Origin of the sequence: Salegentibacter agarivorans, assembly GCF_900113135.1 — a bacterium.
Taxonomy (GTDB): Bacteria; Bacteroidota; Bacteroidia; order Flavobacteriales; family Flavobacteriaceae; genus Salegentibacter; species Salegentibacter agarivorans.
Window position 1 is genome coordinate 12,152 of record NZ_FOOH01000003.1, and the last position, 13,417, is coordinate 25,568.

The following is a 13,417-nucleotide window of genomic DNA, read 5'->3' on the forward strand; positions in this document are numbered from 1 at the left end:
AAAGGCTAATTTTAAGCTGTTTAATTTAAATAATCAAGCCATGGAATTAAAAGGTAAAGTAGCGCTCATAACTGGAGCAGCGTCGGGAATTGGAGAAAGTACAGCTTTGCTTTTTGCAAAGGAAGGTGCCCGGGTTTTTCTAACCGATATAGATATTGAAAAAGGAGAGAAACTGGCGAAGAAAATTAATGAGGATGGTGGAGAAGCTGTATTTTTTAAGGCAGATATTTCTAAAGCCCAGGACTCTGAAAACAGTGTTATTCAGGCAGTAAAGAAATTCGGTAAATTAGATATTGCAGTGAATAATGCGGGAGTGGGAGGGCCACAACACCCCGTGGGCGAATATCCGGTTGAAGGCTGGGATAAGGTGATTGCTATAAATCTTTCGGGCGTTTTCTACGGGATGAGATATCAAATTCCAGAAATGCTTAAAAATGGTAAAGGTTCAATTATAAATGTGGCTTCTATTTTGGGAAGCGTAGGTTTTGCGAATTCGGCAGCATATGTTGCGGCAAAACACGGGGTGGTAGGTTTAACAAAATCTGCAGCCCTGGAATATTCTGCCAAAGCTATAAGGGTAAATTCTGTTGGCCCTGCGTTTATAAATACCCCAATGTTAAAAGATTTAGATAATGATTTGTTATCGCAGTTGGTAAATGCACATCCAATTGGGAGATTGGGAGAGGCAGATGAAGTAGCCCAGTTATTTTTATGGCTGGCAAGCGAGAAGTCGTCTTTTGCTACTGGCGCTTACTATCCTATTGATGGTGGGTATTTAGCGCAATAATTCTTTTTAAATTAATTGCTTAAGAACCGATGAAAAATTATTTTCGTCGGTTTTTTTATTGAAGTTTGTTTCTCCTTTTTATGAGCTATAACTTTATGATTTTCATAAGAAATAGAAAAGGAAATTGCTGTTTTAAAATAGTAATTTAGTGGCTTTAATTTAGCACATTTAAACTGAAGATTTAGATAATATTTATGGTAGAATCTGACACCTCTAAACTTCCTAAAGAGGAATTAGCCAATCTTAAAAATTATGCCAGCGGATTACTTAAAACCGTTAGAGAACCACTATTGGTATTGACTGTAAACCAAAATGTAGTGGCATACAACGCTAATTTTGAGAAAAAATTTAAAATTAGTGAAAAAGAGGAAGGGGTTTCAGTTTTTAATTTTAATCAGAAACAATTAGATACTGCTGAATTTAGAGAAATTCTGAAAGAGCTTCAAAATGGAGAGAAATCTATTTCTGATAGAATTGTAGCGCTACATTTTTCCGAAAATACAAAAAAGAAATTCTCTGTAAATGCTTCTTTACTTTCACTGCCAGCTACAAATCCGTTAATTCTTATAAGTTTTAAAAGGCTTAAATCAACTGGCAGGTTATCCCGTCAGGAAAAAGTTTTTAATAGAATTGTAGACAATATTCTTTCTAATGCGCCAGCTGCAATTTGTATTCTTAGAGGGCCCGAGCATACTTTTGAGGTAGCAAATGAAAATTATCTTAAATTAATTGGTAACAGGAATATTATAGGGAAAACGGTAAAGGAAGCCCTGCCAGAGGTAGGGAATCAAGGTTTTATAGATCTTTTAGATACCGTATACTCAACAGGCGAACCATATATTGGTAACGAGCTTGCTATTAATCTTCAGGACAAAAAGGGGGAATTTAAAAATTCATTTCTCAATTTTGTTTATGAACCCACCCGGAATAAAAAAGGTAAAATAGATGGTGTTTTTGTCCATGCTATTGATGTGACCGAGCAGGTCCTGGCTCGTAAAAAGATTGAAGAAAATGAAGACCGGTTAAAAGAAGTTATTGATGCCGTTCCTGCAATTATTTGGATTACCAATGATCAAGGAGAAAGTACCTTTTTAAATAAAAATTGGTATTCCTATACTGGTCAAAAAGTGGAAGCTGCAAAGGTTTTTGGTTGGTTGGAAACAATTCATCCTGAAGATTATGATGGAGCTAAAACGAGTTTTCTTGAAGCGCAAAAAGAAAGAAAACCATACAGCTCTACCTTTAGGCTTCAAAGTGCAAAAGGGGATTACCGTTGGGTTATGGATAAAGGAAGCCCCAGGTTTGACGCGAACGGGGAATATGAGGGGATGATAGGTACGGTAATAGATGTGCACGACGAAAAAATAAAAGAAAACCTGGTGCGGGAAAAAGAACACCGCATGCAGGGAATTGTAAAAGAAGCTACGGTAGCAACCGCTATTTATACCGGGATAGACATGAATATTGAGCTGGCTAACGATGCCATGCTTAAACTTTGGGGAAAAGATACTTCGGTTATAGGAAAACGCTTAGCCCAGGCTCTTCCCGAGTTAGACGGACAACCTTTTTTAGAATTACTTAGAAATGTTTATAGAACCGGCGAAACCTATTGGGGAAAAGAAGATAAAGTAGATCTTCTTATAGATGGTGAAATGCAAACCGGTTTTTACAATTTTACTTACAAACCATTGCGGGATAAAAACGGGGAGATCTACGGGATTTTAAATATGGCAATAGATGTAACCGAATCTGTGAAGTCTAAAATGCTATTAAAGGAAAGTGAATTTCATTTTAGGCAAATGGCCGATTTAATGCCTGGAATGGTTTCAAAAACCGATGCCCGTGGAAATGATATTTATTTCAATAAAAACTGGTTAGATTTTACAGGGCAGGCAAGTGAAAGCCTTAAGAAAATTGGCTGGGTAGAATTTATTCATCCCGATGAAAAACAAACGTATTTAGAAGCCTGGGAAAATTGCCTTGACACCGGCTGCGATCTTGAAATGCAACTGCGTTTAAAAAATAAAGAAGGAAAATATATTTGGCATCTAAGCAGGTGTGAAGCGGTTAAGGAAGACGATGGCTCCATAAAAATGTGGATTGCCGCAAATACCGAAATCGATAAAATTAAGGAAGAGGAAAAACGTAAAGAAGAATTCCTTAAAATGGTTAGTCACGAGTTAAAAACCCCGGTTACCTCTATAAAAGGTTATGTACAATTATTATTAAGCTTACTTAAAAAACAGGGGGAAGCAGAAGCTTCTAACCTACCATTAAAACCTTCCTTAGAACGTATAAATCACCAGGTTTCAAGATTAACAAGATTAATTTCAGAAATACTGGATCTTTCCAGAATACGGGAAAATCAGTTGGAATTAAAGAAGGAAGAATTCAATTTAAATGAACTGGTTGCCGAGACTATTCAGGATATAAATTATACCAATACACAGCATAAAATAGACCTGGAAAGTGAAGTGCAGGCTATGGTAGTGGCAGATAGGGATCGTATTGGGCAGGTAATTATTAATTTAATAATAAATGCCATAAAATATTCACCTGGCAGCCTCAATATTAACGTAAAGATCGTAAAGAAAGCCAGCGATAAAATAAAAGTAATTATAAAAGATTACGGTATTGGAATTAGTACCGAAAACCATAAAAAAATCTTTAAAAGATTTTATAGAGTGGGGGTTAAAAGTGAAGAGACTTATTCAGGTTTTGGTATAGGATTATATTTGGCGAATGAAATTATGGAAAGACATAATGGAGAAATAGAAGTGAAAAGCAAATTAGGCGAAGGTTCAGAATTTTCATTCATTCTGGATGCTGCGCAAATTACCTCTTAATATATAAATATGCAGAAAAATACAAAGATTCTGGTTGTAGATGATGATTCGGGAATTGGTGAAATGTTAAAAACATTACTGGAATTTTACGGTTATGAAGTAATTGTAACCGAAAAGCCATTATTGGCTGAAGAATTAATCCAGCGGGAAAATATAGATATCGTACTTTTAGATATGTTAATTTCTGGCGTTGATGGCACCGATGTTTGCGCCGGAATAAGAAAAAATTCCGAGATTGAAAAAACTCCTGTTCTTATGATGTCGGCCTTGCACGATGCCGGTCCAAAATGTAAAGATGCAGGCGCTAACGATTTTATTGCAAAACCTTTTGAAGTAGAAGACCTTACCGAAAAGATAGAAAAAATACTTGGCGCACAAAAAGAATAGAATACATTTCTTTTGTAGATATGGAATTTATCCAATAAATTTGATTAATATTGGATAAATTCCTAAACATTAGAAATTATGGGCCAGCCTCCATCTATAGACATCAAACATTTTAAAGAAGTAAGGGAAGAAAATAACTTTACCCAATCTGAATTTGCCGAGCTTTTAGGGATAAAAAACTCAACAGCCGATATTGAACGCGGACGTACCAAACTTTCTGGAAAAGTGGTCGCCGAGCTTTTAAGTCAGTTTGGAATAAACCCTCTATGGCTATTTGGGCAGAGTGGTCAAAAGTATTTACAGTTAAGCAAAGGCGATGTGAGCCCTAAGGTTGTTACCGTAGATTCTTCAGATAATGAAAATATGGTAATGGTAAACCAAAAAGCGGCTGCCGGTTATCCTCATAACGTTCAGGATGTAGAATGGTACCAGCAATTACCAGCATTTGATATTCCCCTGCCGGAATTTAGAAACGCCACCTATCGTGGGTTTCAAATTGAAGGAGATAGTATGTTGCCCAACTATTATCCCAAAGAATGGGTTTTGGCCAAAGCGGTACCAGATTTAGACCAGGCGAGTAATAATAAAATTTATGTGGTGGTTTTACAGGATTCTGTGCTGGTTAAAAAACTTCAAAAACTGCCCGATGCTTCTAAAATCCTTTTAATTTCATTAAATGAAGAATATCTTCCTATAGAAGTAAATATTAATGAAGTACAGGAACTCTGGCAGGTAAATTCTAAACTTACCTTTAATTTAGACAACCCTTCTGAAAGCGGACTGTTTAGAGAATTAAAGCAATCTATGGAAGATCTTAAACGGGAACTAAAATCGTTTAAAAAGCAAGCATAAAAAAAATCCTTTTTGAATTTAATCAAAAAGGATTTTCTCTTTGGTTGGTTAATTTGTTAGATCCTACATGTCGTCTGTAGCATCTTCTACTTCATCTCCTACGTCTTCTGCAGCGTCTTCAACATCGTCTGCAGCTTGTTCCACACCAGATTTTTCTTCTCTACAAGAAGTAAAAACCGCAGCGGTACTAAAGGTAATAGCGAGCATTAAAATTAATTTTTTCATAGTTCTAAGTTTAGTTAATTATTAATAGAATTAATAGTCGTCGTTACCTTCAACTTCATCCTCAACTTCGTTGGCAGCATCTTCCACTACTTCACCGGTTTCATTAGCTGCATCTTCAACAGCGTCTCCGGCATCGTTAGCGGCATCTTCAATGTCATCTCCAACATTATCCAAATCATCCTCCATCTCGTTCATTTCGCCTTCCATTTCTCTTTCCATTTCTCTTTCCATTTCTTCACCCTCCATTTCCATTTCGTTCTCTTCTTCATTAACCTCACGGCAGGAAGTAAAAGCTGTACTAAGGGTAAAAAACATAGCGAGCATTAAAATTGATCGTTTCATAAATTTGGTTGTTTCTAGTTTATTAAAGCAAAATTAGAAATGTAAAAGTGGATTTTAACAGAAACAATATTAAAATTTTCATAAAAAATAACGAAAACACTTCCTTTAAACCTGTTTTATTGTTTTTGTTTAATTATCGTCAATTTTATCTAACTCTTCGTCTATTTCTTCATTTACTTTGCCGTCTACTTTTTCGCCTGCACGTTCCAGGATTCCTTTACGTTCTTCTTCAGGCTCTGCTGCTTCCTCTTTTTCAACTTCAACTTCCCTAACCACGGTTTCTTTTTCTGTAGTTTCACGGCAGGAGGTAAAGCTCACAGCGGTAAACAGTAAAATTACTCCAGTAATAAGTACTCGTTTCATAATGTTTAGTTTATTAATTTATATGTCGAAATTACAATATAAATGTTAGCTGTATTTATTTTTTAGGAAACTTTAGCTAAACCCGGGTAAACGCTTTAGGTAATTAATTACGGTTTGGGTAGCCCCGGTATTACTATTAATAAAGTGTCCGGCAATCATTCCGGTTTTTTCTCTGTAGTCTTTATTAGCAACTAACTTTACTAATACCTCGTTAAATTCTGAAGAATTTTCTACTGAAAATAAACCGGCAAGCTGCCGTAACCGAATAGCTTCCGGGAAGTTTTTATAATTCTTCCCTATAATAACAGGAATTCCGAAGGTTGCGGGTTCTAAAATATTATGAAGTCCCGAAGTTCCCGCAGCGCCGCCTACATACGCAATACTGGCATAACTGTAAACCTTGCCCAATAAACCTATGGTGTCTAAAATTAATACCTCAAAATTTGCCAGGTCGTGGTTCTCCTTTTTTGAATATCGAATAGTTCTCTTCTTAATTTTTTGCTCCAGCACCTTTATTTTTTCTTCCTTAATCTCGTGAGGTGCGATTATTATCTTTATTTCTGCTGAGGTTTTATTGATAAATGGAAGCAAGATTTCTTCGTCTTCAGGCCAGGTACTTCCAGCAACGAGACAGGTTTCATTATTTATAAATTCTTCGGCAAAATCGAGCTTATTATCATATTGTATTTGCCTTGATACGCGATCAAATCGCGTGTCACCGCTTAGGGTAATATTATTAAAACCAATAGATTTAAGTAATTCTACTGAAGCTTCATTTTGCACAAAAAAATGATCAAATCTTGAGAGGGCTTTCCGCATAAGTCCGCCATAAGGTTTAAAATATATTTGGTTTTCTCTAAAAGCTCCCGAAACCAATAAACTTTTAATATTTCGGTTATCCAATTCGGTTAAGAAATTTGGCCAGATCTCATATTTAATAAAAAATGCAATTTTTGGCTTAACTAGCTCAAGAAATCGATTTGCGTTGCCCGGGGTGTCCAGCGGCAGATAGGTAATTACATCTGCCAGCGGATGGTTTTTCTTGTTTTCGTAACCCGAAGGAGAAAAAAAAGTAATCAATACTTTATACTTGGGAAATTCCTTTTTTACCTCTTCAATAATGGGCAAAGCCTGTTCAAATTCGCCCAGGGAAGCCGCATGAAACCATAAGTATTGAGAAGCAGGATCTATTTCAGCCTCTAATTTATCAAAAACCGATTTTCTGCCCTCGGTAAACAATTTGAGTTTATGATTAAACCTGCCTACCAGCGGTAATGCTTTTCCGGCAATTTTCGTAGCTAAGTTGTAAAGTGACTTCAAAATAACTTGTTTCTTATGCGAAAATAGGCCTTTAATTAAAATTGATTGGCAATAGGGAGCTTATTTCGTATTTTCGTGACTCTAAAAAAACACATGAAACCGGCATTATGCGGGTCCCAAATAATGGCAGTAAATGAACAGAATCATTAGTCCCTGCTAATTTAAATTGGGAAGAAAAAATATAGATAGATGAGAAAGATACAGATGGTTGACCTTAAAGGTCAATATGATGGAATAAAAGATCAGGTAAATTCTTCTTTTCAGGAAGTTATAGAAAATGCGGCATTTATTAATGGTCCTGAAGTTCAGCAATTTCAAAAAGATTTAGAAGAATATCTCCAGGTTAAGCACGTAATTCCCTGTGCCAATGGGACCGATGCTCTACAGATAGCGATGATGGGTCTTGATCTAAAACCGGGAGACGAAGTAATTACTGCCGATTTCACTTTTGCGGCTACCGTTGAGGTGATAGCGCTTCTTCAGTTAACCCCTGTGCTTGTAGATGTTGAACCCGATAGTTTTAATATAGACCCCGAAGCCATAAAAAAGGCAATCACGCCAAAAACCAAGGCCATTGTTCCTGTTCATCTTTTTGGTCAGGCTGCCAATATGGATGCGATTATGGAAATTGCCAAAGAGCACAATCTTTATGTAATTGAAGATAATGCACAGGCCATTGGAGGGAATTATCATTTTAAAAACGGCGAAACTCAAAAAACTGGTGCAATTGGCCATATTGGTGCTACTTCTTTTTTTCCTTCTAAAAATTTAGGGTGTTACGGTGACGGTGGTGCTATTTTTACCAATGATGATGATTTGGCGCACACTATTCGAGGAATTGTAAATCACGGTATGTACGAGCGTTATCATCACGATGTAGTGGGAGTTAATTCCCGGTTAGATAGTTTGCAGGCGGCAGTTTTACGAGCCAAACTTCCAAAATTAGATTCGTATAATGAAGCCAGAAGAAAATCTGCCAATAAATATTCTGAAGCTTTTAAAGGCCAGGAAGATATAATTACACCGGTACTACTAGACAAAGAAGATACTCACGTTTATCACCAATATACCTTGAAAATTAAAAACGGAAAACGTGATGCCCTGGCAAAGCACCTGCAGGAGAAGGGAATTCCATTCGGAATTTATTATCCAATTCCCCTACATAAGCAAAAAGCCTACACAGATTCAAGATATAATGAAGCCGATTTCCCGGTGACCAATCAATTGGTTCAGGAAGTACTTTCCTTACCAATGCATACCGAATTGGATGATGAACAAATTGAGTATATTACCGCTACCATCAAGAATTTTTTAGACACTTAAATTTTTAATATGAAAAAACTTTTAATTTTTTGCTTCGGAATATTCTTATCTGCAGGGCTTCAGGCACAGGATTTCTACATACAGGCCGGGAAATTGGTAGATACAAAATCAGGAAAAGTACTAACTGAAAAAACAATAATTGTTTCTGAAAAAAGGATTAAAAGTATAGAAAACGGATTTGTAAATCCGGAAAGTGAAAATGATTCACTAATAGATCTACGTGATAAAACCGTGCTTCCGGGGCTAACCGATATGCATGTGCATCTGGAAAGTGAAACAAATCCGCAAAAATATATGGAGCGTTTTATAAACGATCCAGAAGATGCGGCATTTAACTCGGTTGGTTTTGCTAAAACCACGCTATTGGCCGGTTTTACTACAGTTAGGGAATTAGGCGGAAGCGGGGTAAATATTGCCCTTCGCGATGCTATAAATAAAGGAAAAATTGACGGTCCTAGAATTTTTACCGCCGGAAAATCTTTAGCAACTACAGGAGGTCACGCCGATCCAAGCAACGGAATGAATAAGGAATTAACCGGAGACCCCGGGCCAAAGGAGGGTGTGGTTAACGGTCCTGAAGATGCTGCAAAAGCAGTTCGGCAACGTTATAAAAATGGTGCCGATTTAATTAAAATTACAGCTACCGGCGGAGTTCTAAGTGTAGCTAAAAGCAGTTCTAATCCGCAGTTTACCGAAGACGAAATAAGAACAATCGTAGAAACTGCAAATGATTATGATTTTCACGTGGCAGCGCACGCTCACGGCGATGAGGGGATGCAGCGCGCCATTAGAGCCGGTGTAAAAACCATTGAGCATGGTACAAAGATGAGCAAAGAAACAATGGATTTAATGAAAGAACACGATGCTTACCTGGTACCAACAATTACAGCCGGGAAAGAGGTGACTCAAAATGCCGAAATTGAAAATTACTATCCTGAGCTTGTAGTACCAAAGGCAAAGGAAATTGGACCTCAAATTCAGGATATGTTTGCGCGCGCCTATAAAAGGGGAGTAGGTATTGCTTTTGGTACTGATGCCGGAGTTTTTAAGCACGGTGAAAATGCGCGGGAGTTTGTTTATATGACAGAAGCCGGAATGCCGGCAATAGAAGCAATTCAAAGTGCTACAATTACGGCAGCTAAAATTTTAAAAATGGAGGATGAAATTGGTCAGATTGCCGAAGGCTTTTATGCCGATATTATTGCAGTAGACGAAGATCCAACCGAAAATATTGAGACTTTAAAAGAAGTGAAATTCGTAATGAAAGAAGGAAAGATTTATAAAAAATAAATTCCTTTATCACTTCCAGCGGAGTTGTGAAGTTTTTTCTGTAAACAGATAGAAATAAAAAATCCTGAAGTTCACAACTTCAGGATTTTTTACTTTCAGGAATTTCTTCTGTCTCTTGGAATCCAAGTTTCTACCGTCACGCTGAATTTATTTCAGGATCTAACGTATTAGAAGCTGAAACGCGTTCAGCTTGACGAAAGATTGTTATTCAGAAAGCCTACTTTAATTCTGATTTTTCAGTCCTAGATAGAAGCCGAAGCGGTTTCCATTTGTCGGTCTATTTTTTTAACTAACCCCTGTAAAACTTTTCCGGGGCCTACTTCGGTAAAATTAGTAGCACCGTCCTTAATCATATTTTGAACACTTTGTGTCCATTTCACTGGGGCGGTTAATTGAAAAACCAGGTTTTTCTTAATCTCTTCTGGGTCGGTTACAGCAAAAGTGCTCACGTTCTGATAGATTGGACAGGTTGGGGTATTAAATGTTGTGTTTTCTATTGCAGCAGCAAGTTCTTTTCGGGCTGGTTCCATTAATGGCGAGTGGAAAGCACCGCCTACAGGTAAGATCATTGCTCTTTTGGCACCGCGTTCTTTTAAAGTTTCACAAGCAGCTTCAACCGCTTTTATATCTCCAGAAATCACTAATTGCCCCGGGCAGTTATAATTGGCAGCTACTACAATTCCATCTGTTTCGGCGCAAACAGCTTCAACAACTTCATCTTCCAGGCCTAAAACAGCGGCCATAGTAGAAGGTTCTAATTCGCAGGCTTCCTGCATTGCCATAGCACGTTTATAAACCAGCTTTAATCCGTCTTCAAAAGAAAGGGTGTTATTGGCCACGAGTGCAGAAAGTTCACCCAGAGAATGTCCGGCAACCATATCTGGTTTAAAATCTTCGCCTAAAACCTTGCTTAAAATAACCGAGTGTAAAAATACGGCTGGTTGTGTAACTTTGGTTTGCTTTAGGTCTTCAGCAGTACCTTCAAACATAATATCGGTAATTGAAAAACCTAAAATTGCGTTGGCTTTTTTAAATAGATCCTGTGCTTTAGTAGATTTTTCAAAAAGGTCTAATCCCATTCCTGAAAACTGGGCTCCCTGACCGGGAAAAATATATGCGTTCATAATATTCAATTTAGATTCGGCTAAAATAGAAATAATAAAAAAGACCTCATAACAAATGCGCTGTTACGAGGTCTTTCCTTGAGAATTTCTAAATCTAAAGATTCAATTTTCCTTTTTCTCCAATATCTCCTTTTTTGTCACCGGTTACTGCTGCCGCTCCTATTTTTAAAAAGGTTACAAATTTATTTTGCTTGTTATCCCAAAAATAAGCTTCTTTTGGAACTACTTTTATTGCGGTTAAATTAGGATCATCTACCCCATTAAACCAGGCATCATCCATTTTTCCGTAGAATTCTTCTAAAACATTTTTATTGGTTTCTATAGTAGCTTTCCCGTAAATGCTTATAAATTCCATATCTGAGGTATCACTATATAGAAGTTGAACATCATTATCTTTGGCGATATCTCCATTATGGTCGCTATCCAGCCTGCTAAAGAACCAGATATTTCCTTCTTTATCTACCTCTTTGGTAGTCATTGGTACGGCACTTAAGGGTTTGTTGCCAAAATCTGTAACAAACATACAGGTTTTAATGTCTTTTACCATTGACTTCATTTTATCTAAAGCCTCGTCTTTATTCAAATTTTCAGTACTCATTTTTTTTAAGTTTAAGTTGGAAGTTTGAATTTAATGAGTATCCACGCCTATCTGCGCTAATAAACTCCTAAAAGAATAAAGTGTCCTGTTAAGAATTGTGAAATTAGCTGAATTGCTTAATAATACTGGTAACCTGAGCTTTATATCCGGCACCAAAAAGATTAAGATGAACCAATAAATAGTAAAGTTGCCAAAGCCGAATTCGTTCTTCGAAACCCGATACTAAAGGAAAATCCTTTTTGTAGCTATTAAATAATTCCTTATCAAATCCGCCAAAAAGTTGCATCATTGAAAGGTCCATTTCACGTGGAGCAAAAGCTGTGGCAGGATCTATAAGGCAGGGATCGCCATTTCCATTAACCAGATAATTACCACCCCAAAGATCACCGTGAATTAGCGAGGGTTTTTCATCTGGAATTATTGCTGAAATATTGCTGAAAAACGATCTAGTGACACCAAGGTCATAACCTCTATCTTTCGCTATCTTTAGTTGAGGTTCCAGTCGTTCAGAAATATAGAAGTTGGCTGCTGAGGCTGCAGCATTGTTTTGTTGCGGAAGACTACCAATATAATTATCCTGGTGAAATCCGAATTCCTCTGAAGTGGTTCTATGCAAAGCGGCCATTTGCTTTCCAAAATCTTCCCAGAAAGTGGAGGATTTGGCGGTACTCTCTTTGTATTCCAAAAGTAAATATGAAGTATTTTCAATTTTACCAATTCCCAGAATATTGGGAACATCAATTACTTTTGGTTTTTGAAGAGCTTCCAGGCCGGCTTTTTCGGCTTCAAACATTCCCGGGAACTTTTCAGCATTATTTATTTTTACTACCTGCTTTTTCTCTTCCGAAGTAATTAGGAAAACATCATTGATATCTCCACCGGTTAGTCGGTTAAATTTTGCGTTGTTTAGGTTATGTTCTTCAGCTATTTTATTTAGAATGTTATTTTCTAACATAGGTAAGGTAAGTAAAGGCGTAATCGTGTTTTTCGTCTTTCGGGTGAAAGTCTTCGGCTATTAACTTCCATTTTTCTTCATCTATTTCCGGAAAAAAAGTATCGGCTTCAAAAGTACCGTGCACTCTTGTTAGTTCAATTTTATCGGCCACGTCCATTCCTAATTCATAAATTTCACCGCCACCAATTATAAAAGGCTGTTCATCTTTTCTGGCAAATTCCAGCCCTTTTTCTAAAGAAGAAACCACGGTGGCATCTTTGTGCAGATAATTATCTTTTCGGGTAATTACAATATGGGTGCGATTTGGAAGTGGTTTCGGGAAAGTTTCAAAAGTTTTTCTTCCCATAATAATGTGATGCCCGGTAGTAAGTCTTTTAAAACGCTTAAAATCGTCTGGCAGGTGCCACACTAAATCCTGATCTTTTCCCAGCGCATTATTTTCCGCGGCAGCGGCAATCATTGTTATCATATTTTAAGTATTGTATGGTTGATCTGGCTTTTCGGGATCGTTAGTCTTTGGTTTAAAACGCTCGTTTCCGCTTTTTAATTCCGGCGTATTTTCTGGTTTTTGGGTAGTTTCTTTTTGCGGCGGATTTGCAGGAAAATCTTTCTCAACCTGCGTTTGCATTTTCGCAATTTTTTCTTTTTGTTTCTGTACTAATTTTGCCATTTGCTTATCCTGCCATTCTTTACCCAGGAATTTATTGGTGATAAAAACATTAAATACGTGAACCAAAAAGATAAACGCCCAAAGTAAAATGGCCCATACAAACCAGTTATAGCCCAATGGCATAAAATTCTCCTGATAGCCAATAACCACATTTAAAACGATGAGAAATACGGCCCCGATTAGAAATATTATAAAATGCTGAAATAATCTCTTTTTTTGCAGGGTGCGTTTACGTGCGTGTTCATAGAGTTCACGCTGTTCTGCATCGAGTTTGGAAGTGTTTTTCTTTTTAGAAAACATAATTAGAATTACTTTAGTGTCTATTCCAAATTTAC

Annotated in this window: 15 protein-coding genes; 6 read left to right on the top strand and 9 right to left on the bottom strand. The window is 37.0% G+C overall.

Going from position 1 to position 13,417, the window contains the following annotated elements:
• The first annotated feature begins 40 nt into the window (after positions 1-40).
• From BM084_RS03380 to BM084_RS03395, 4 genes are all read left to right on the top strand, one after another.
• Positions 41-787 (top strand): SDR family NAD(P)-dependent oxidoreductase, encoded by a 747-nt coding sequence (locus tag BM084_RS03380; protein WP_093302778.1) that lies wholly within the window; start codon positions 41-43, stop codon positions 785-787.
• A 194-nt stretch (positions 788-981) separates the two neighbouring features.
• On the top strand, positions 982-3,633 hold the full coding sequence (locus tag BM084_RS03385; RefSeq protein ID WP_075324852.1) for a PAS domain S-box protein: 2,652 nt from the start codon (positions 982-984) through the stop codon (positions 3,631-3,633).
• Positions 3,634-3,642: 9 nt separating this feature from the next.
• Positions 3,643-4,020: a response regulator gene (locus BM084_RS03390; RefSeq protein WP_093302781.1), complete on the top strand. Its 378-nt coding sequence runs from the start codon at positions 3,643-3,645 to the stop codon at positions 4,018-4,020.
• Between the two features lie 78 nt (positions 4,021-4,098).
• Positions 4,099-4,872 (top strand): XRE family transcriptional regulator, encoded by a 774-nt coding sequence (locus BM084_RS03395; RefSeq protein ID WP_075324850.1) that lies wholly within the window; start codon positions 4,099-4,101, stop codon positions 4,870-4,872.
• Between the two features lie 63 nt (positions 4,873-4,935).
• Here the strand turns inward: BM084_RS03395 and BM084_RS19085 are convergent, their stop codons facing one another.
• The 4 genes from BM084_RS19085 to BM084_RS03410 form a co-directional block, all read right to left on the bottom strand.
• On the bottom strand, positions 4,936-5,097 hold the full coding sequence (locus BM084_RS19085) for a Vmc-like lipoprotein signal peptide domain-containing protein (RefSeq protein WP_177195648.1): 162 nt from the start codon (positions 5,095-5,097) through the stop codon (positions 4,936-4,938).
• Positions 5,098-5,127: 30 nt separating this feature from the next.
• Positions 5,128-5,439, bottom strand: a complete 312-nt coding sequence (locus BM084_RS03400; RefSeq protein ID WP_093302783.1) for a hypothetical protein — start codon at positions 5,437-5,439, stop codon at positions 5,128-5,130.
• 129 nt (positions 5,440-5,568) lie between these two features.
• On the bottom strand, positions 5,569-5,802 hold the full coding sequence (locus BM084_RS03405) for a hypothetical protein (protein WP_075324848.1): 234 nt from the start codon (positions 5,800-5,802) through the stop codon (positions 5,569-5,571).
• Between the two features lie 72 nt (positions 5,803-5,874).
• Positions 5,875-7,122: a 3-deoxy-D-manno-octulosonic acid transferase gene (locus tag BM084_RS03410; RefSeq protein WP_093302789.1), complete on the bottom strand. Its 1,248-nt coding sequence runs from the start codon at positions 7,120-7,122 to the stop codon at positions 5,875-5,877.
• A 189-nt stretch (positions 7,123-7,311) separates the two neighbouring features.
• Here BM084_RS03410 and BM084_RS03415 point away from each other — a divergent pair, with 189 nt between their 5' ends.
• Together BM084_RS03415 and BM084_RS03420 are read left to right on the top strand one after the other, a co-directional pair.
• The gene (locus BM084_RS03415; protein WP_093302792.1) at positions 7,312-8,445 is read left to right on the top strand and encodes a DegT/DnrJ/EryC1/StrS family aminotransferase; all 1,134 of its coding nucleotides are present in this window, start codon (positions 7,312-7,314) and stop codon (positions 8,443-8,445) included.
• 9 nt (positions 8,446-8,454) lie between these two features.
• A complete protein-coding gene (locus BM084_RS03420) occupies positions 8,455-9,735 on the top strand; it encodes a metal-dependent hydrolase family protein (protein WP_093302794.1) in 1,281 nt (426 codons plus the stop codon).
• Positions 9,736-9,977: 242 nt separating this feature from the next.
• Here BM084_RS03420 and fabD read toward each other — a convergent pair whose 3' ends face one another.
• The 5 genes from fabD to BM084_RS19370 all read right to left on the bottom strand — a co-directional run bounded on the left by fabD (position 9,978) and on the right by BM084_RS19370 (position 13,382).
• Complete coding sequence (gene fabD, locus BM084_RS03425; protein ID WP_093302797.1) at positions 9,978-10,859, bottom strand: ACP S-malonyltransferase; 882 nt, start codon at positions 10,857-10,859, stop codon at positions 9,978-9,980.
• A gap of 94 nt (positions 10,860-10,953) precedes the next feature.
• Complete coding sequence (locus tag BM084_RS03430) at positions 10,954-11,457, bottom strand: pyridoxamine 5'-phosphate oxidase family protein (protein WP_075324843.1); 504 nt, start codon at positions 11,455-11,457, stop codon at positions 10,954-10,956.
• Positions 11,458-11,560: 103 nt separating this feature from the next.
• Positions 11,561-12,412 carry a fructosamine kinase family protein gene (locus tag BM084_RS03435; RefSeq protein WP_093302799.1) on the bottom strand — a complete coding sequence of 284 codons (852 nt, stop codon included), beginning with the start codon at positions 12,410-12,412 and terminating at the stop codon, positions 11,561-11,563.
• Entirely contained in the window at positions 12,399-12,881 is a 483-nt protein-coding gene (locus BM084_RS19365) for a dihydrofolate reductase (RefSeq protein ID WP_075324841.1), read from the bottom strand. The genes BM084_RS03435 and BM084_RS19365 overlap by 14 nt, the downstream gene beginning before the upstream one ends.
• Positions 12,882-12,884: 3 nt before the next feature.
• The gene (locus tag BM084_RS19370; protein WP_075324840.1) at positions 12,885-13,382 is read right to left on the bottom strand and encodes a 2TM domain-containing protein; all 498 of its coding nucleotides are present in this window, start codon (positions 13,380-13,382) and stop codon (positions 12,885-12,887) included.
• Between the last annotated feature and the right edge of the window lie 35 nt (positions 13,383-13,417).